Here is a 17,975-nt window from a genome sequence, read left to right as displayed (position 1 = left end):
ATCAAGCCACCGACCGGCGGGGCTTCAGCGGCACCACCTTGGTGGCGTCTTCAGCACGGCGGGCGAGGGCGCGGTCGATACGGGCGAACACGTCGCGCATCACCGACGCCTCCGGCAGCAGGGTCACGCGGAAGTGATGGCGGTAAGGCACGTTGAAGCTCGAGCCCGGCACCACCAGCACGCCGTCGTTGTTCATCAGGTCCAGCGCGAAATTATGATCGTCGAAGCCCTTGGCAGCGGCACCGACCACGGCCGGGAACGCGTACAGCGCGCCGGCGGGGGCAACCAGCGACAGGTGTTCGCTGGCCGCGCAGGCTTCGATCACCGCACGACGGGTTTCATACAGGCGGCCACCCGGTGCGCACAGCTCCGAAATGGTGTCCGGGCCGTTCACTGCGGCGTCGATGGCGTACTGGCCCGGCACGTTGGCACACAGGCGCAGCGCGCCCAGCAGGTCCAGCGCGGCACGGAAGTCGCCCAGCCGCGCGTCGTCGCCGCTGAGGTGCGCCCAACCCACGCGCCAGCCGCAGGCGCGGTGCACCTTGCTCAGGCCGCTGAAGGTCAGGCAGGGATGGTCGCCTGCCAGCGGTGCGACCGGCTGGAACACCGCGTCGTCGTACAGGATCTGGTCGTAGATCTCATCGACCAGCAGCAGCAGGTTGTGGCGGCGTGCGATTTCGACCACCTGCTCCAGCAGCTCACGCGGGTAGCTGGCACCGCTGGGGTTGTTCGGATTGATCAGCACGATGGCGCGGGTGCGCGAGGACACCAGCGTCTCGATCTCGCTCGGGTCCGGCTGGAAGCCGTTCTCGGCGGCGCAGCGGTAATACACCGGGCGGCCGTCGTTGAGGATGGTCGAGGCCGACCACAGCGGGTAGTCCGGCGAGGGCACCAGCACTTCGTCGCCCGGGTTGAGCAGCGCACGCAGCGACAGGTCGATCAGCTCGCTGACACCGTTGCCGACGAACACGCGGTCCGGATGCGCATCCGGTGCGCCACGGCGGGCGTAGGCAGCGGCGATTGCCTCGCGGGCGACCGGCAGGCCCTGCTGGTGGGTATACGGATCGGTGCGGCCCATGTCATCGGCGATCGCGCGCTGCAGGTGTTCCGGTGCACGGAAACCGAAAGCGCCGGGATTGCCGATGTTGAGCTTGATCAGCTTGTGGCCCTGCGCTTCCAGCTCCCGGGCTCGCCGTGCCAGTTCTCCGCGGATTTCGTAGCGCACTTCGGAAAGGCGCTCGCGGATGACCAGGGGCTTGGGCGAGGGAGTGGACATGGGCGGTGGGCCGCAGAAGGCATGGGGCTTCCATGGTAGCGGAATTGCTGCAGCGCATGGCAAGGGCCGCAGGGCCCGCCAACATTGGGCTGGGCGGCACCACACGGGTAGAATGGCGGCGATGACCCAGACCCCCGATTTCACCGCTCTGCAGACCATTGGCTGGCCCTGGCCGGGCCCGCCGCAGCAGGCCGACTGGCAGGCTGTGATGGCCGCACACCCGCAGGCCCACCCGGCGCGGGTGATCGAGCAGCATCGCACCCACTATGTGGTGGCTGATGGCCCGGAGGCATCGATCAAGGCCGAATCGCTGCCGGAGTGGCAGCGTCCGCGCTTCCCCAGCCACGAACGGCCGGCGGTGGGCGACTGGGTGCTGCTGGATGGCATCCGCATCGTTGCCCTGTTGCCGCGACGCACCGCCATCAAGCGTGGCGCTGCCGGTGAGCATTACCACCAGCAGGTGATCGCCGCCAACATCGATACCGTCTTCATCGTCTGTGGCCTGGATGCGGACTTCAATCCGCGCCGTATTGAACGCTACCTGCTGCTGGTGGGCGGTGGCGGTGCCGAACCGGTGGTGGTGCTGACCAAGGCCGACCAGACCGAGTACAGCGAAGATGCGCTGGCGGTGCTGGAAGAACTGGAGATGCAGGGCATCGCCCTGCACGCGATCAATGGCCTGGATGCCGACAGTGTTGCAGTGCTGGAGCCGTGGCTGGGCCCGGGCCGCACGGTGGTGCTGGTGGGTTCTTCCGGTGCGGGCAAGTCGACGCTGACCAACACGCTGCTGGGCGAACAGCGGATGAAGACCAATACGGTGCGCGCCAACGATTCGCGCGGCCGCCATACCACCACCCACCGCGCACTGATGCCGTTGCCGATGGGCGCCTGCCTGATCGATACGCCGGGCATGCGCGAACTGAAGCCGACCGGCGAAGAAACGCTGGCCGAAGGCGGTTTCGCCGACATCGAAGCGCTGGCCGCGCAGTGCCGCTTCCGCGACTGCATGCACCAGCAGGAACCCGGCTGTGCCGTGCGTGCGGCGATCGATGCCGGCGAGATCGAAGAGAGCCGGCTGCTGAACTACTTCAAGTTGAAGGAAGAAGTGGCCGCCGCCGCCGCCAAGCTGGCCGTGCGCCAGGCCGAGACCGCGCAGGAACGCGGTGGCAGGAAGGGCAAGAGCCAGCAGTTCCGCCCGGCGGGCAAACCGCGCCGGCGTTGACCCCGCGGTGCCGGAAACCCGCTTCCGGTAGGTGCCAACCTTGGTTGGCACGGAGGTGTCCAAAGCCCGCCGTCGACGGATGCCAACCAGGGTTGGCACCTACCAACGCGCGGGCAGGGCGTTATAGTCCGCCCATGGAACCGACCGCGACGCTGGACCGTGACGTGGCCCACCATGCAGCGCTCGATGCGCGCCTGGTCGAGGCCGTAGGAGGCATCCGCCTGCTGGGCCTGACCAGCTGGCCGGCGACACTGCAGGCACCCTTTCTGGACAGCGTGGCCCGTGGCCAGCCGACGCTGCCGGTGGTCGACTACCCGAAGCTGGACTTCAGCGACGAGCGTCGCGCGCTGGCCGCGCTCGCTGCCGAGTGTGACGACAGCCATCCGCTGGGCCATTACGTGCGGCAGTCCGCGCAGAGCTGGGATCTGGCGGCGCAGCTGCTGGAAGGCCTCGGCACCGCAGCCGTCGATGCCTGTTCGATGCAGTTGTTCGGTTCACCCGAACAGCCTTTGCCGGGCAATGGACCGAGCACGCGCGATGCGGCGCGCCACTTCATCCAGATTGCTGCCGAACTGGATCACGAGCTGCTGGCACCGGAAGAGCAGGTGCCGATCTCGGCGATCGCCCTGCAGCTGCAGCTGCAGAATGATCTCGATGCGTTCTTTGAATCACGCATCATCCAGGTGCAGCTGGACCCGGAGCTGGTCTCGAAGGCGGCTGCCGGACCGACCCGCATCCGCCTGCGCACCAGCGCGCGTTTCAGCGCCTACGACCGCGCGCAGCTGTTCCACCACGAAGCGCTGGTGCATTCGTTGACGGCGTTGAACGGTCGCGCGCAGCCGGTGCTGCCGAGCCTGGCGCTGTCCTCGCCACGGGTGACGGCCACCCAGGAAGGACTGGCGACGTTTGCCGAGCAGATCACCGGCAGCATCGACATCGAGCGCCTGAAGCGCATCAGCCTGCGTACCGAGGCGATCGCGATGGCGCGCGAAGGTGCGGACTTCATCGAGGTGTTCCGCTACTTCTGCGATGCCGGGCAGAACCCGGAAGAGAGCTTCGCCTCGGCGCAGCGGGTGTTCCGCGGTGTGCCGCCGAGTGGCGGCCTGGCCTTCACCAAGGACACGGTGTACCTGCGCGGTCTGGTGTCGGTGCATACCTTCTTCCGCCATATGCTGGCCGAGGATCGCCTGCAGGTCTGCCGCTGGTTGTTCGCCGGCAAGATGAGCCTGACCGATGCGATTGCGTTCGCCCCGCTGTTCGAATCGGGTGTGCTGAAGCCACCGCGCTGGCTGCCGCACTGGATGAGCCGGGCCAATGGCCTGGCCGGCATGCTGGCGTTCTCGCTGTTCGCCAACCGCATCCGGATGGACCAGCTGGCGCCGGAATGAAATGCGTTGGCGGGATGATGCGCTGGCGCCTCGATTGATATCGGTTGGCGGCGGTGGGGCACCCTGGCCAGGACACGCCGTAAACCCATCCATGGGGGCTCGATCGGCGCATCCATGCGCCTCACGGTCCTGGCCAGGGTGCCCCACCGCCGCCAGACAGTTTCCCGCGCGGGCGGCAGCACATCACCGCGCCGAAGGGATTGCGCTTGGAAAGCAAAGAGCCGGGCACTGCCCGGCTCTTTGCTTTTGCTTTTGCTTTTGCTCTTGCTATCCATTGCCTCCGCGCCGGCGCGGGGAACTGTCCAGCGCGGGTAGGCAGGCCCATGCAGGACCGTTGGCGCCATGGATGGCGCCATCGAGCCCCCATGGATGGGTTTACGGCGTGTCCTGCATGGGCCTGCCTACCCACGCCATGCAGGAACAATCAACGCGCCGCAGCGCCCGCTTTCGACTTAGAACTCCGCCGCCACCGTCATGAAGATCTGCCGCGGCGCACTCGCATGGATTGCATACCGCGTGCCCTTCGGATCGGTCGGTGCGAACGAACTCAGCTGGCCGGCATAGCGCTTGTTGGTCAGGTTGGTCGCGTTCAACGACACCCGCACGTTGCGCAGGCCCATGCCCGGGCCGAAGTCGTAGCCGGCGCCGGCATCGAAGGTGGTCACGCCCGGCACCGACTGGTCGTTGGTGTAGGTGTAATAACGCTTGCCGGTGTACTTGGCGCGCAGGCTGGCGAAGAAGCCATCGCGGTTCCAGCTGATCTCGCTGGACGCCATGCGCTGCGGCGTATCCACGGTGATCTTGCCGGCCACCGGTACGATCGCACCGCCCGAGGTGTAGTCATCCTCGTAAGTGGTCTTGTTCCAGGACAGCGCGTTGTACCACTGCAGGCCATCGACCGGCTTGAGGATGAAGGTCAGCTCTGCGCCATGGCTCTTCACCGAACCGACGTTGATGAAGCGCGTCACGCACTCCGGACGCGTGCCTACCTCGATGCTCGAGCACGGGTTCAACGACAGCAGACGGTTGTCGAACTTCACGTTGTAGGCCGCGATCGATGCCTGGTATTTCTCGCCGAAGGTACGGAAACCAGCTTCCAGGCTCTTGGACTTCTCCGGCTCCAGGCCGGCGCTGGCCGCGAACGATTCCGGCGACACCTGCAGCGGACCACCGCTGCCGCCGCCGACGAAGGCGGCGATGTTCTCGGCGTACGAGGCGAACACTTCATTGTTGGCGTTGAGCTTGAAGCCCACGCCCAGCTGCGGCAGCACTGATTCCTTGGCGGTCAGCGTGCCCGAGGCGATGCTGGTTTCCACACCTGGCTGGGCCTTGGCAGTCATGCGCGTGTTGGGGCTCTTGATGCCCACGTCCACGGTCAGGCGCTGGTCGAGGAAGCGCATGCGGTCCTGCACATAGAACTGGCGGGTGCGGATGTCGAAGTCCTGGTTGAACAGGCGACGGTCCGGATTCTGCAGGTACAGGTCGTCCAGGAACGGGCCGCTGATGTAGTAGAAGTTGCGTGAGACGTTATGGTCGTTCTGTTCGTACCACACGCCGGCTTCCAGTTCGTGGATGCCCAGCGTCCACGACAGCGCAGCGGTCACGCCATCGCGGTTGATGGTGTAGTTGGTGCTGCGGATCGAGATCGGCAGCATCCTGGCGGTGCCCGGGTAGGACGGCTGGCCCGGTGCCCACCAGTGGCCCTGGCCACGGTTTTCGTGGTGGTAGCCCAGTAGTTTCAGGCGGCCCTGTTCACCCAGGCGGATGTCGGCGTCGATCGAGTACAGGTTGTCATCGCGCAGCGCACGGCTCTGGTAGTAGGCATCGTCGATGCTGTTGACGCCGCCGCTGAATGCACAGCGTGCCTTGTTGTAGGTGCCCGGTGCGCAGTATGCAGCCGCGACGGCGCGATCCCAGTCCGGTGCATAGATGTTCCAGTCATAACCCAGGCCGCGCGCCAGCATGTCCTTGGACAGGTAGGCATAGTTGGCCTGGCTGGCGCGCGAGGTGGCGACAAAGGCACCGAAGCGGTTGTCGCCCACGTTCCATACCGCCTTGGCATTGAACTGGCGGGTGGTCTGGTTCTGGTACGGCGCGGCCCACATGTCCTGGTCCTGGTGCACGCCGGACACGTAGGCCGAGAAGCCGTTGATGTCGCCGGTGTCCACCCGCAGGTAGCCGCGGCGCTGGTTGTCATCGCCGACGGTGATGCTGGCGCGGCCGCCGAATTCGGTGGACGGGTCCATCGAGAAGTACTGGATGGTGCCGCCAAGGTTGCTGGTCGAGGCCACGCCCAGCGAGCCGATGCCCTGCGACAGCTCGGCGCCGGCCAGGTTCTCGGCGATCAGTGCACGGGCGATGCTCAGGCCGTTGTAGTTGCCGTAGCTGTTGTCGCCCAGCGGGATGCCGTCCAGCGTGTAACCCAGGCGGCTCTTGTCGAAGCCACGCAGGCTGATGGTCTGCGATTCCTCGTTGGCACCGAATGCATCGTTGGACTGCACCGACACGCCGGGCAGGCGGTCGAGGATCTTCTGGCCGCTGGTACCCGGCGGCAGCACCTGCTTGTCGACGGTGGTGATGCGCTGCACCTGGCGGGTCTCGCCCTGGCCGATGACCGAGACGGTATCCAGCGTCTGCGCGCTCAGCGCGGTATCGGCGGTGGCGTCGGTGGCTTCAGCGGCGTGGGCGCTGGCGGCGGAAAGCGCGATCGCCACGGCGATCGTCAGGTATCGGGTCTGCATGATGGTCCGTTGCATGGGGGATGGTCACCGGCCCGGGGGCGTGGTGCACGGCCACTATGCGAACGGAACATGAAACCTTGTTTACGGAAAACCAACGAACGGCGTCGTGGGGGAAGCCGCGCAGGGCGTGAATCTGCCGGGGGAGGGAAGCAGACCCACGCCCTGCGTGGAGACTACTAGCCCATGTACAGGCCACCGTTGACCGGATAGTCGGCACCGGTCACGTAGGAGGCTTCATCCGAAGCCAGCCAGGCACACAGGCCGGCCACTTCATCCGGGCGACCCAGGCGCCGCACCGGTACCGACGCGGCCAGTCGATCCAGCACGTCCGGTGGGAAGCTGCTGATCGCCTGGCTGGCGATGTAGCCTGGCGACAGCGTGTTGACGGTGACCCCGCGCGAGGCGACTTCAGCGGCCAGCGCACGGCTGAAACCGTGCATCGCGGCTTTTGCCGTGGCGTAGTTAACCTGGCCGATCTGGCCCTTGTGGGCGCTGACCGAACCGATGTTGATGATGCGGCCCCAGCCGCGCGTGGCCATGCCATCGACCACCTGCTTGGTCAGGTTGAACAGCGAATTGAGGTTGGAGGCGATCACTGCATTCCAGTCCTCCACCGTCATCTGCCGGAACAGCAGGTCGCGGCTGCCGCCGGAGTTGTTGACCAGCACGTCCACCTCGCCCACTTCGGTGCGGACCTTGGCGAAGGCCGCCGTGGTCGACGCCCAATCGGTGGCGTTGCCTTCGGAGGCGATGAAATCAAAGCCCTGTTCGCGCTGCTCGCGCAGCCAGTTGGCCTTGCGCGGCGAGTTGGGTGCGCAGCCGGCAACCACGGTATGGCCGGAACGGGCCAGGCTCTGGCAGATGGCAGTGCCGACACTGCCCATCCCGCTGGTGACGTAGGCGATGCGAAGAGTCATTGCAGAACGCTCCTTGGTAAGGAAATCAGGCCGTGAAGGGATAGAGCCCGAACAACAGGCCGCCGGTCATCAGCAGCAGCGAAATGGCGATCGCCCACTTCAGGGTGAATTTCTGGTGGTCGGCGAACTCAACCTTGGCCAGCCCCACCAGCAGATAGGTGGAAGGCACCAGCGGGCTGAGCAGGTGCACCGGCTGCCCGGCCAGCGACGCGCGGGCCATTTCCACCGGGGTGATGCCGTAGTTGCCGGCCGCCTCGGACAGGATCGGCAGCACGCCGAAGTAGAACGCGTCGTTTGACATGAAGAAGGTGAACGGCATCGAGGCCACGGCGGTGATCACCGCCAGGTACGGGCCCCAGCTGTCGGGGATGATCGCCAGGAAGCTGTGCGACATCGCCTCGACCATGCCGGTGTTGTTGAGGATGCCGGTGAAGATGCCCGCGGCGAAGATCAGCGCCACCACCGACAGCACGCTGCCGGCGTGGCTGACCACGCGGCGGCGCTGTTCGGCCAGGTTCGGGTAGTTGATCACCAGCGCGATGGCGAAGCCGATCATGAACAGCACCGGCATCGGCAGCACACCGATGATGAGGGCGCTCATCAAGGCCAGGGTCAGCACCAGGTTCACCCACAGCAGCTTGGGGCGCTTGGTGTCTTCGGCGTTTTCCACGGTCGGCAGCGTGTTGCCGTCATCGGACACGCTGTTGTCCATCCAGCTGCCGCCCTTGGGCAGGGTCACCACGCCCAGGCGACGACGCTCCTTCAGGCCCAGGTACCAGGCCAGCAGCAGCACGCCAGCGCAGGCGATCACCATCGAGGGAATCAGTGGCACGAACACATCGGCAGGATCCACGTGCAGAGCGGTGGCCGCGCGTGCGGTCGGGCCGCCCCACGGGGTCAGGTTCATCACGCCACCGGCGAGAATGGTCACGCAGGTCATGTTCAGCGCGTTCATGCCCAGCCGCTGGTACAGCGGCAGCATCGCCGAGACGGTGATCATGTAGGTGGTCGAGCCATCGCCGTCGAGCGAGATCAGCATCGCCAGCACGGCGGTGCCAAGCACGATCTTCATCGGGTCGCCCTTGACGAAGCGCAGGATGATCCGCACCAGCGGATCGAACAGGCCTGCATCGATCATCACGCCGAAGTAGAGGATGGCGAACATCAACATCACGCCGGTCGGCGCGATCTTCTTGATGCCTTCCAGCATCATCTCGTCGATGCCGGCGGCGAAGCCACCGATCAGGGCGAAGATGATGGGAATGGTGATCAGGGCAACGAGCGGCGACAGTCGTTTGCTCATGATCAAGTACATGAACGTAATGACCATGCCAAAGCCGAGGATGCTCAGCATCATCTGCGGACTCCTAGAGGAAACAGGACGTGGGACGTGGAAGGGGCCCGAGCGTGCGTGCCCGGGGAAAACGCGTCAGAAGTCGAACTGCAGGCGCCCGGTGACCGCGCGCGTGCGATCCACCGTGGTGCCGGCGAGGCGGTCGCGATTGCGGCTTTCGATCACGTTGAGCATGAAGCGCAGGTTGTCGCGCAGGTACCAGTTGCCGCCCAGCGTCCAGCCTTCGGTGCTGCCACGACGCAGGTCCGGCGCACCATCGAGGTGCTGCGCGCCCCACATCTGGTCATAGCGCAGGGCCACTTCGAAGGCACCGGCCTTGTGGCGGATGTTCTTGACCCGGGCGAAGCGACCGGTCTTGCGGTCGTAGGCGCGGCTTTCGCCGGTAACGAACCAGCTGAGCATGCCGTAGGCGGCCATCACGTCGCCGCGCTGGGCGCCATCATCGAAGGTGGCACCGCTGAACTCGCCCTGCCATGACAGCGGGCCGCGCACCTGCGCATATTCCAGCGACCACTTGTTGACGTCGGTATCGCGGCCGGCGGAGAAGTCGACCAGGGTCAGGCGGCTCTCGTCGGACAGATGGCCGGCCGGACGCGGACGGATCTTCAGGCCCGGCGTGCCGTTGCCGCCCGGGTTGTCATAGGCCTCGCGGGCCAGCGACAGGCCCAGGTGCAGCACGTCGCCCTCGCTGGGTGACGGCGCCCAGGTGACGCGTCCACCCGCAGCGCGGCCCTTGACCTGCCAGGCGTCGATGCTCTCCAGGCTGTACACGCTGGCCGCCCAGGTGAAATCGCCCGGATTGGCCTGCCAGGAGGCACCCAGCCGGTACAGCGGCGCCAGCGTGGTGCCGGCGTTGCCGCGCTCCAGGAAGCTGCCGTAGTTGGAACCGGTGCGGTCGTCCAGCGAGAAATACTGCTTGAACTGGCCCACGGTGAGGCGGCCGGCATCGCCGAAGCTGCGGCTCAGGTAGACGTCCTTGGCCTCGACCCGGTCGCCGGAGAAATCAGCTTCCAGCTTGTAGTCGACCACGAAGAACTTGCCGGACACGTCAACCCAGGCGCGGCGGATCTCGGTGTCGTCCTTGTTCGGCGTACCCCGGTTGTCGTTGTCGAAGGTGGCGAAGTCCAGGTGCAGGCGGCCGCCCACCGTGGCGGTCACTGGACGCTCGTCTTCGGCGAAGGCCGGCGCGGCCAGCGCAGCCAGGGCCATCATGGCGGCAGGACGCCGCCAGGCAATGCTCAATTCCACAAACCCTCCCAGGTGCGCGCCAGGCGCGCGGCAATCGTGGGCACCGGACGGTGCACGGCCGCAGTCTGTGTCGCGCAAGCTGTCATCGTCCTGTCAGCGGTTTGTGCGGTGCAGCGTAAATGGTCTCCGCTGCGCTCGCCGGGCATGGCCCGGCGCTACCCGGCGACGATGCCCCCGGTGGCGCCGGGCCATGACCGGCGGAACAGGTCAGCATCGGTGGCGCCCGGCCATGCCCGGCGAGCGCAGCGGCGCCATGCGGTAGCATTCGTTTCCCCTCCCACTGTCGTGCCCATGCGCCTGCTGCTGGTCGAAGACAACCCGGACCTGGCCGATGCGATCATCCGTCGCATGCGCCGCAGTGGTCACGCGGTGGACTGGCAGGCCGACGGCCTGGCCGCCGCCAGCGTGCTGCGTTACCAGAGTTTCGATCTGGTGGTGCTGGATATCGGCCTGCCAAAACTGGATGGGCTGCGGGTGCTGGCCGGCATGCGCGAACGTGGTGACAGCACACCGGTGCTGATGCTGACCGCACGCGATGGCATCGAGGATCGTGTGCAGGCACTCGATGTTGGTGCTGACGACTACCTCGGCAAGCCATTCGACTTCCGTGAATTCGAAGCGCGCTGCCGCGTGCTGCTGCGACGTGCACGCGGGCAGGCCAGCGAAGTGGTGCAGATCGGCGGCTTCCAGTTCGACAACGCTGCGCACCGGGTGACCCTGGATGGCGAGCCGATCGAGCTGCCCAACCGCGAGTATCGGTTGCTGGAGATCCTGGTCGGGCGCTTGGGCCAGGTGGTGGGCAAGGATGAGATCGGCAATGGCCTGTTCGGCTTCGATGACGAAGCCGGGCCGAATGCCATCGAGCTGTACATCGGTCGCCTGCGCAGAAAGCTGGCAGGCGCGCCGCTGCGCATCACCACGGTGCGTGGTGTCGGCTATCTGCTTGAAGCCAGCGACGGCCCGGCCGATGCCGATGGCTGACGCGCGCAGCGCAAGTGCCGCCCCCGGGTCGCTGCGGCGCACCCTGCTGCTGTACCTGGGCGCGTTGCTGGCGGTGTTCGCGGTGGCGCTGCTGTTCGCTGCACGCGACTACGGCCAGCGTGCCGCCAACCGCTCCTACGACCATCTGCTGGTGTCGTCGGCCCTGTCGATCGCCGATTCGGTGGCATTGGTCGATGGCCAGTGGCAGGTGGACCTTCCGTATGCCGCGCTGGACCTTCTTGCGATGGCGCCGGAAGACCGCGTGTTCTACCGGATCGCCGACAGCCGCGGCAACCTGATCACCGGCTACGGTGACCTGCCTGCGCCGCCGCGGCGGCCGGGCACGCAACCGCAGTTGTTCGATGCGCCCTACAGCGGCGAGATCGTGCGTTTCGTGGTGGTCGGCCGCAGCTTTGCCGCGGCCTCCGCGCAGGGCGAGGTGCAGGTGCAGGTGGGGCAGACCCGGCGTGCACGTGAAGCGGTGGCGCAGGAACTGGTCACCCGCGCGCTGTTGGCCATCGGCGTGCTGTCGGGATTGCTGCTGGCACTGGTGGCGTTCGGCGTGCACCGCGCGTTCCGGCCGCTGGTGCGGGTCGAGCGCGAACTGTCACGCCGTGAGCCGTCCGACCTGAAACCGCTGGATGCGCGCGTGCCACGCGAGATGGACCAGATGGTGGCTGCGCTGAACCGCTTCATGGAGCGCCTGTCCAGCAGCAATGAAACCCTGCGCGCGTTCATGGCCGAGGCCGCGCACCAGATGCGCACGCCCTTGGCCGCGCTGCGTGCGCAGGCACAGCTGGCGCTGGACGACGACGATCCGGAAGACATGCGGCGCAGCCTGCAGGCGATCGAGCGCAACGCCACCCACATGAGCCGGCTGCTCAACCAGCTGCTCAGCGACGCCAGTGTGATCCATCGGTCACATCTGCAGCGCTTCGCCACCGTGGACCTGGCCGAGACCGTGCACCAGGCCCTGCATGAAGCGCTGCCGCAGGCAGGGCCCGCCCCGCGCGTGCAGCTGGCGATGACGGCCGAGCCGGTGCAGGTGCATGGCGACGCGCTGCTGCTGCGCGAAGCCATCAAGAATCTGGTCGACAACGCGCTGAAGTACGGCGGTGATGGCCCCTTGCAGATCGCGCTGACCGCTGAAGGCGGACAGGCCGTGCTGACCATCGCCGACCACGGCACCGGCATCGCCGCCGCCGATGCCGAACGCGTGTTCGAGCGTTTCGCGCGCGGCGAAGGCGCACCCTCCGGCGGTGCAGGCCTTGGTCTGGCCATCGTCAAGCGGGTGGTCGACAGCCATGGCGGCCAGATCGATCTCAGCAATCGACCGCAGGGTGGCCTGGTCGCCACCATCCGCCTGCCACGGAGCAGCACATGATCCGCCTGTTCGTCGTTGTTGTTGCCCTGTTGCTGGCCGTGCCGGCACTCGCTGCACCGGGCGATGTACGCCGCTTCCCCGCCCAGGGCGCTGCCACCGCACAGCTGCGCATCCACGGCACCACCGATATCGAGGTCTTCGCCGAGGTCATCGCCGACTACCAGCGGCTGCATCCGGGCAGCGAGGTGGTGTACGAAGACATCATCACCCAGGACCTGTACGCGCGTTACCTGCGCGACCGCAGCGGGCCTGCGTCGCCGGACCTGCTGATCTCCAGCGGCATGGACCTGCAGACCAAGCTGGTCAACGACGGCCACGCGTTGCCACACCGCTCGCTGCAGACCCAGGCGCTGCCAGCGTGGGCGCAATGGCGTGGCGAGGCATTCGGCATCAGCTACGAACCGGTGGTGATGGTCTACAACACCCGCAGTCTGCCGGCGGCGAAAGCGCCGCACACGCGTCGACAGCTGCTGGACCTGCTGCGCGCGGAAGGGGCGCCGTTGCGCGGCAAGGTTGGCACCTACGATATCGAACGCAGCAGCGTGGGCTACCTGCTGGCGACCCAGGACGCCCAGCGCGGCAGCATCGCCGGTGCGTTGCTCGGTGCGCTGGGCGACAATGCGGTGGTGCGCGAGGAGCGTACCGGGGTGCTGCTGGACCAGGTGGCCAGCGGCCAGTTGTCGCTGGTCTACAACGTGCTGGGCTCGTATGCGCAGGCGCGTATCGATGCGGGCGCACCGCTGGCCATCGTCGAGCCGGAAGACTACACGCTGGTGGTGCTGCGTACGGCGGTGATTCCGCGTACCGGCGCGCACCCGCAGGAAGCGCGGCGTTTCCTCGACTACCTGCTGTCGCCGCGCGGCCAGCAGGTGCTCGCGCGGGAAGCGCGGCTGATGCCGATCGTGCGCAGCGATGCAGGCGGCGGGGATGCCCCTGGCCGCAGCCGTCGCCCGATCCAGCTCGGCCCCGGCCTGCTGGTCTACCTGGATGCGCTCAAGCGCCGCCAGTTCCTGGATGCATGGCGCAGCAGCGTGGAGCCGGCGGGGCGGTAGCGCCCGTACTGGTGCTCCGGTAGCGCCGGGCCATGCCCGGCGGAGGCAGTTCGCTGCCCGTACAATGGCCGCATGAGCGAATACACCATCCTGATCGCCGATGACCATCCGCTGCTGCGTTCGGCGGTGGTGCAGTCGTTGCGGCAGAGTCTGCCGCTGGCGCAGGTACGCGAGGTTGCCAGCGCCGAAGCACTGGCCACTTCGCTGGACGCACAGCCCGATGTGGATCTGGTGCTGCTGGACCTGACCATGCCGGGCGCACATGGATTCTCCGCGCTACTGCACGTGCGCGGTTCGCACCCGGACATTCCGGTGGTGATCCTGTCCTCCAACGACCACCCGCGGGTGATCCGCCGCGCGCAGCAGTTCGGCGCGGCGGGTTTCATTCCCAAGTCCGCGCCTGCCGAAACCATCGGTGAAGCGGTGGCAGCGGTGCTCGATGGTGGCCTGTGGTTCCCGGCGATGGCCGCTGAGCGTTCCGAGGCCGACGCGTTGCTGGCCAGCCGCCTGGCGCAGCTGACGCCGCAGCAGTTCCGGGTGCTGCTGTGCCTGGCCGACGGGCTGCTCAACAAGCAGATCGCCTATGAACTGGGCTTGGCCGAAAACACGGTGAAGGTGCACGTGACCGCCATCCTGAAGAAGCTCGAATGCCACAGCCGCACGCAGGCGGCAGTGCTGGTGAAGGCACTGGAGCCGGAAGGCGATGCGCGCGTTGGATTGGATGGCTGACCGAGACGGGACGTTGGCGCATGTACTGCGTCGTTGTGGATGCTGTTCCGCTTTCCTGATCAGTTCCCGCTGATCGAATTCAGTTCGGGATCGGTAGAGAACATGAATCTGTTCTCGTATCCCGCGCCGAGCTTCTCAGATACTTCGGTGTAGCTGTATGTGGGAGATGATCGGTCTGACGCCAGTCTGTGGCCCCATGCTTCGTGGTCGGCACTGCTTTGGGCGCGAGCGATACCAATGCATATGCTCAGGCCGCACGCCAGGCGATCAAGAACCCCGTCCTGACCCATTGCGCGCTCGAGAGATGATCGATAGTGCCTGGTCAGGTCCTGGGCATCAGGGCTGGATGCTGCGTCGATGGTCATACGGTCGATTGCATCAGAGCTGCTGCGGCTGGATCGCAAAAGGGTTTCAGCTGCTTGGTTCGAGATGCCCCCGTTTGCCATGAATCCGGATTCGACTTGAAGGTACTCGAATGTGCGTTCTCTACGATTGCTGGCCGAAGCTGAAACAGCTTCATTCGAAGACGTTCGGCCGGACCGGCCCGCTGGTTCGGGTAGGTCCGGATGAAAGTAATTGATGCCGCCTTCTTCTGTGGATCTCTGTTGATTGCGGTCTGCTGTTTGTGATTTGCCATCGACGCATCCGCTGCAGTACAGGCCGAGAAGCATTGCCGCGATCAGGCCGAAGTGTCTTGTAGATGCAGGGGGCACGGGACGAGGGAGCACGGTTGTTGCCTCTGGTCTGGCTGGCCGGTTGGCCCGGGCACGCAATTGTCTGATCTTCAGCAACGTTGGTAAGTAGGGCGATTGCTCGTTTGTTGTTCGGACTATGCCCATGCTTCGTCACGGGTACGTCGCTTCCCATCCTCCTCTCAAAGAGCGGATGGCAAGCGAAGGATGTCTGGCCATCAAGTGGCGGAGCACCCGCTCACGTCAGAGCGTGAACGCTCTGACGCGGGCCGACGGCCCTCGCTCAGGTGTGACTGGCTTACCCGCGATGCCGCAACAGCAGCTGCGTCATCAACGCCCGCAGCGCCGGCGGCCGCACGGGCTTGAGCAGGAAGCCCCAACCGTTCTCGGCAGCATGCACTTTCAGCGCATCATCGCGCTCAGCGGTCACCAGGATCACCGGTGGCCGCGCCTTCCACAGCGTGCACAGCGCTTCATACAGGTCCGGTCCGTGCCATTGCCCCATGCGTACGTCCAGCAGCAACAGCTGCGGCACGTTCAGCGCACTGGCGATTTCCAGTGCCCCCTGGGGGCCATCGGCAAGTTCCACATGGCAGCCCCAGCGTTCCAGCAGAGCACGGGTTGCCGCACAGACGTGGGGGTCATCATCGATGCTCCAGACCCGACATTCGCGCAGCGGGCTGTCATCGGACGGTTCGGTCGCGACGACCGGCGCCGTCGGCGGCGCAATCACCTCGTCGGCGCGCCCGAGTGCCACGCTCACCGCGAATACGCTGCCCTTGCCCAGCGCGGAACGCAGGCTGATGCGGTGGCCAAGCAGTCGACCGATGCGTTCAACGATGGCCAGGCCCAGGCCGGCGCCCCGTTCCTGCTCCACGCCGTCGTTCAGGCGACGGAATTCTTCGAAGATCTCGCCCTGCAGGCTTTCCGGAATACCTGGTCCCTGGTCATGCACCTCGATGCGCAGCTGGTCGCCTGCACGCCGGCAGCCGATCAGTACGCGGCCACGTGGCGTATAGCGCAGCGCATTGGACAGGAAGTTCTGCAGGATGCGCCGCAGCAGTGCTTCGTCGCTGACGATCACCGCACGGGTGTCCACCCAGTCCAGCTGCAGGCCGCGGCTCTGTGCGGCGATGCCGAACTCGCGCGCCAGCGTTTCCAGCAAAGGAGAAAGCGCGAATGCGCGCACCCGTACCTGCAACGACCCCGACTCCAGCCGTGAAATATCCAGCAGGCTGTTGAGGATGGCGTCCTGCGCGGCCAGTGCGGCGTCGATATGGTCGCTGGTCTGTTGCTGTTCGGGGTCGGTGAGCTTGCCGCGCAGCACCGACACGAACATGCGCGCGGCGTTCAGCGGCTGCAGCAGGTCGTGCACGGCCGAGGCGACGAAGCGGGTCTTGTAACGGTTGGCCTGCTCGGCTTCGCGGCGGGCTTCGTCCAGATCCTGGGTGCGTTCGGCCACGCGGTGTTCCAGCGCATCGGCCAGCGAGCGCAGTTCGCGCGCGGCGTTCTTGTAGCTGGTGATGTCGGCATAGCTGGTGACGAAGCCGCCGTCGGGCAGCGGGTTGCCGCGGATCTCCAGCACCGTGCCGTCGTCCTTCTCGCTCTCGCGCATGTGCGGGCGGCCACTGCGCAGGTGGGTCAGACGGCGTTCGATGGCCTCGTCGATCGGGCCGGGCCCCAAAAGGCCGCGACGTGCGTTGAAGCGGAACAGTTCCTCGATCGGGCGGCCCACCCGCACCAGCCCCGCCGGGAAGCGGAACAATTCCAGATAGCGTGAATTCCACGCGACCAGACGCTGTTCCTTGTCGATCACCACCACGCCCTGGGGCAGATGTTCGAGGCTGCGGCTCAAGCCAACGTCGGCATCGGTCGCGGCTTCCAGCAGGCCGTCCTGGGCGGTCCGCAGTTCCTGTGCATGCTGCTTGAGCAGGGTTTCCAGTTCACGCCGGCTGCGCTGGCGGTGCTTGGACAGACGACGCCGTTGCTGCACGAACAGCACCAGGAAACCCAGCGCCAGCCATGCGGCGGCGCCGGCCACTGCCGCGCCGCGGCCGGCGCTGATGGCCGCGCTTGCGTCGTGCAGCAGGTGCAGGCTCCAGTCTTCGTCGGGCAGCGCCAGCGTCTGCCACAGCATCGCCTGCGGCAGTGCCGGGTCGAGCAGGCGCACCATGCGGCCGCCATCGGCCAGCACGTCCTCGGTGCGCACGCGCAGCGGCTGCAGCGAGCGGTCGGCGTACTGCCGCGCCGCGCGCATCTCGCGGCGTTCCTCCGTGCCGAGCGGGCGCAGCAGGCGGTAGCGCCAGGCATCGCGGTTGGCCAGGAACACCACGTCGTGGTTGTCGCTGGTCAGCACCACATCCGGGCTGTTCAACCATTCCTGTTCCAGCGCCGACAGCTCGATCTTGATCACGATCACGCCGATGCGCTGGCTGTCGGCATCGAGGATGGCCTCGGACATGAAGTAGCCGGGCACGCCAGTGGTCATGCCGATGCCGTAGAAGCGACCACGACCATGGGCCAGCGCCTGCTGGTAGTACGGACGGTAGCTGTAATCCTCGCCGACGTTGCTGGTCGGCTGGTCCCAGTTGCTGGCGGCCACGGCCACGCCATCGCGGCCGACCAGGGTCAGTGTCGAGGTGCGGGTAACCTGATTGGCGCGCTGCAGTTTGAGGTTCAGGCGCTGCCGCTCGGCGGGCGAGGGCGGCACCTGCAGTGCGTGCAGCAGGTCCGGGTCCAGCGCCATCACCTGCGGCAGGGTGCCGAACCGGTCGATGCGCTGTTGCAGGCCCTGGCCATACAGCTGCAGCTGGCGCTGCACCTGCGCGCTTTCGGTGCCCAGCGCGCGACGCCAGGCATAGTGGCCTGCGGCGGCCGCGCACAGCACGGTGCCGGCCACCATCACCAGAACGGTCAGCAACTGCAGGCGGTGTCGGCTGAGCCAGTACATGGCGGCAGTCTACGCAGGGCCGGCGGGCGTGGCATGCACGC

Annotated in this window: 13 protein-coding genes; 6 read left to right on the top strand and 7 right to left on the bottom strand. The window is 66.5% G+C overall.

Going from position 1 to position 17,975, the window contains the following annotated elements:
- Position 1 precedes the first annotated feature (1 nt).
- Positions 2-1,276: a pyridoxal phosphate-dependent aminotransferase gene (locus LMF57_RS16660; protein WP_117311357.1), complete on the bottom strand. Its 1,275-nt coding sequence runs from the start codon at positions 1,274-1,276 to the stop codon at positions 2-4.
- Between the two features lie 121 nt (positions 1,277-1,397).
- Here LMF57_RS16660 and rsgA point away from each other — a divergent pair, with 121 nt between their 5' ends.
- Together rsgA and LMF57_RS16650 are read left to right on the top strand one after the other, a co-directional pair.
- Positions 1,398-2,498, top strand: a complete 1,101-nt coding sequence (rsgA, locus tag LMF57_RS16655; protein ID WP_227416527.1) for a ribosome small subunit-dependent GTPase A — start codon at positions 1,398-1,400, stop codon at positions 2,496-2,498.
- 134 nt (positions 2,499-2,632) lie between these two features.
- On the top strand, positions 2,633-3,886 hold the full coding sequence (locus LMF57_RS16650; protein ID WP_117311356.1) for a flavohemoglobin expression-modulating QEGLA motif protein: 1,254 nt from the start codon (positions 2,633-2,635) through the stop codon (positions 3,884-3,886).
- A gap of 452 nt (positions 3,887-4,338) precedes the next feature.
- Here the strand turns inward: LMF57_RS16650 and LMF57_RS16645 are convergent, their stop codons facing one another.
- From LMF57_RS16645 to LMF57_RS16630, 4 genes are all read right to left on the bottom strand, one after another.
- Positions 4,339-6,627 carry a TonB-dependent receptor gene (locus LMF57_RS16645; RefSeq protein WP_208083219.1) on the bottom strand — a complete coding sequence of 763 codons (2,289 nt, stop codon included), beginning with the start codon at positions 6,625-6,627 and terminating at the stop codon, positions 4,339-4,341.
- A 176-nt stretch (positions 6,628-6,803) separates the two neighbouring features.
- Positions 6,804-7,544: an acetoacetyl-CoA reductase gene (gene phbB, locus LMF57_RS16640; RefSeq protein ID WP_208083220.1), complete on the bottom strand. Its 741-nt coding sequence runs from the start codon at positions 7,542-7,544 to the stop codon at positions 6,804-6,806.
- A 25-nt stretch (positions 7,545-7,569) separates the two neighbouring features.
- Entirely contained in the window at positions 7,570-8,898 is a 1,329-nt protein-coding gene (locus tag LMF57_RS16635; protein ID WP_208083232.1) for a CitMHS family transporter, read from the bottom strand.
- 75 nt (positions 8,899-8,973) lie between these two features.
- Entirely contained in the window at positions 8,974-10,110 is a 1,137-nt protein-coding gene (locus LMF57_RS16630) for a porin (protein WP_025874117.1), read from the bottom strand.
- 327 nt (positions 10,111-10,437) lie between these two features.
- Between LMF57_RS16630 and LMF57_RS16625 the strand changes: the two genes are divergently transcribed.
- From LMF57_RS16625 to LMF57_RS16610, 4 genes are all read left to right on the top strand, one after another.
- Complete coding sequence (locus LMF57_RS16625; RefSeq protein WP_025874118.1) at positions 10,438-11,127, top strand: response regulator transcription factor; 690 nt, start codon at positions 10,438-10,440, stop codon at positions 11,125-11,127.
- Positions 11,120-12,511 (top strand): sensor histidine kinase, encoded by a 1,392-nt coding sequence (locus LMF57_RS16620; protein WP_208083221.1) that lies wholly within the window; start codon positions 11,120-11,122, stop codon positions 12,509-12,511. The genes LMF57_RS16625 and LMF57_RS16620 overlap by 8 nt, the downstream gene beginning before the upstream one ends.
- A complete protein-coding gene (locus LMF57_RS16615) occupies positions 12,508-13,563 on the top strand; it encodes an ABC transporter substrate-binding protein (RefSeq protein WP_208083222.1) in 1,056 nt (351 codons plus the stop codon). Before LMF57_RS16620 ends, LMF57_RS16615 begins: the two co-directional genes overlap by 4 nt.
- Positions 13,564-13,635: 72 nt before the next feature.
- Positions 13,636-14,292: a response regulator transcription factor gene (locus LMF57_RS16610; protein WP_033831979.1), complete on the top strand. Its 657-nt coding sequence runs from the start codon at positions 13,636-13,638 to the stop codon at positions 14,290-14,292.
- Positions 14,293-14,351: 59 nt separating this feature from the next.
- Here the strand turns inward: LMF57_RS16610 and LMF57_RS16605 are convergent, their stop codons facing one another.
- Positions 14,352-14,963: a hypothetical protein gene (locus LMF57_RS16605; RefSeq protein WP_162887692.1), complete on the bottom strand. Its 612-nt coding sequence runs from the start codon at positions 14,961-14,963 to the stop codon at positions 14,352-14,354.
- A 319-nt stretch (positions 14,964-15,282) separates the two neighbouring features.
- Complete coding sequence (locus tag LMF57_RS16600) at positions 15,283-17,934, bottom strand: PAS-domain containing protein (RefSeq protein WP_208083223.1); 2,652 nt, start codon at positions 17,932-17,934, stop codon at positions 15,283-15,285.
- Between the last annotated feature and the right edge of the window lie 41 nt (positions 17,935-17,975).

The sequence above is a fragment of the Stenotrophomonas sp. SI-NJAU-1 genome (assembly GCF_020883215.1).
Classification (GTDB): Bacteria; Pseudomonadota; Gammaproteobacteria; order Xanthomonadales; family Xanthomonadaceae; genus Stenotrophomonas; species Stenotrophomonas indicatrix.
The sequence above is the reverse complement of the archived record's forward strand: the minus strand, read 5'-3'. Positions and strand labels throughout refer to the sequence as shown.